This window comes from Candidatus Cloacimonadota bacterium (assembly GCA_034661015.1).
In the GTDB taxonomy this organism is placed as follows: Bacteria; Cloacimonadota; Cloacimonadia; order JGIOTU-2; family JGIOTU-2; genus JAYEKN01.
The window spans coordinates 1-1,610 of sequence record JAYEKN010000277.1 but is presented as its reverse complement, the minus strand read 5'-3'; the positions used below and the strand labels follow the sequence as shown (position 1 = coordinate 1,610).

Annotated in this window: 1 protein-coding gene; it reads left to right on the top strand. The window is 32.3% G+C overall.

Annotation, left to right across the window (positions count from 1 at the left end; all coding sequences use genetic code 11):
- Nucleotides 1-78: 78 nt before the first annotated feature.
- Nucleotides 79-1,610 (top strand): DUF262 domain-containing protein (locus tag U9P79_09735; protein ID MEA2104902.1); only part of this gene is annotated, 1,532 nt, incomplete at its 3' end.

The window sequence follows — 1,610 nt, the reverse complement described above, 5'->3', positions numbered from 1 at the left end:
AATTATGCGAAGTTTGAGGGGTTGGTGGGGAAGATATGAGTGATAGAGAAAAAACATGGTTGAAGCTGGAGACAAACTATGACAAACAATAAACTTCAATCTCTCACAGAAATATTCAATGAAAAAATATTTCGAATACCTGACTTTCAGAGGGGGTACTCTTGGCAAAAAGCACAACTTGATGACTTTTGGGATGATTTGGATATTTTAAAAGAAGATAAGATTCATTATACTGGATTATTAACTGTTGAAGAAATCAACAAAAAAGATATTCAAAATATTGAAAAATGGCAAGAAGATATCTGGTTAATTGAAAGTGGGATAACTGCATATTACGTTATTGATGGTCAGCAACGATTGACTACAGCGATCATTTTTATCAATCAGCTTCTAAATCAATTTGACGATGATGATGATGGAATCAACTTTAAGAAGAAAGAATATTGGATAACGAAATTCCTATTTCAACAATATGGTAAAATCCATAAATCATACATGTTTGGTTATGAGAAAGATAATCCAAGTGATGAATTTTTCAAAACAAAGATTTTAGGGCAAGAATCTTTGGCAGCAGATAAAGTGCCTGAGCAAACATTATACACTGCCAATCTGAAATTTGCAAACGAGTTTTTTAAAGAGAAATTTGCTGATTTGACTAAAGAGGAACTTGAAATTTTATTTAAGAAAATCACAGGGAAATTCAAATTCAACTTGTATATGATTGATAATGAGTTGGATGTGTACGTGACTTTTGAAACAATGAACAACAGGGGTAAACCTCTCTCTAATCTTGAACTTCTAAAAAACAGGTTGATCTATCTAACTACTCTCATTTACGAAGATGATTTTACTCGAAATAAATTGCGAAAGGACATAAATGAAACGTGGAAAACAATTTATGAATACCTTGGAAAAAACAAAGATAAACCATTAGACGACGATGATTTTTTACGTAATCATTGGATTATGTACTTTAAGTACGATAGAAAGCAATCAGCGGCTTATGCTAAATTCCTTCTAAATGAAAAATTCACTTCCAAGAACGCTCTTAATGGAGAACTGAAAATATCTGACATAAAAGAATACATTGATAGTCTTTCAAAATCGATCAAATCGTGGTTTTATTTGTACAATCCGGAATTCTCCACATACAGTGATGAAACGAAAGAATGGATTCAAAAACTTAATAGACTTGGAATGAGTGCATTTCCTCCCCTGATTATGGCTGTAATGACAAAATGTTCAGAAGACGAGGCATTATCTTTACTAAAATCGGCAGAAAGTTTTATTTTCCTCGTTTTTAAATTATCTCAGAGACCTTCAAATACCAAGAACAGCCATTTTTATAGATTGGCAAATTCCTTTTATTTTGAGAAGGATGGAACCAACATAGATAATGTTATAGAAAATATTGAACGGATGACAAATGGAGGAGGCGGAGGAGAAGAGGATCCTGGTTGGTTCAGCCTTGAAAAATTCAAATATTATATTTCAGATAAATATGATAAAGATGAAGGTTATTATTCTTGGAATGGGCTTCGTTATTTTCTTTATGAATATGAATTGTATTTGCAAGAACTGGCGAGTGGCAATCAAAAAGTTTCTTGGGT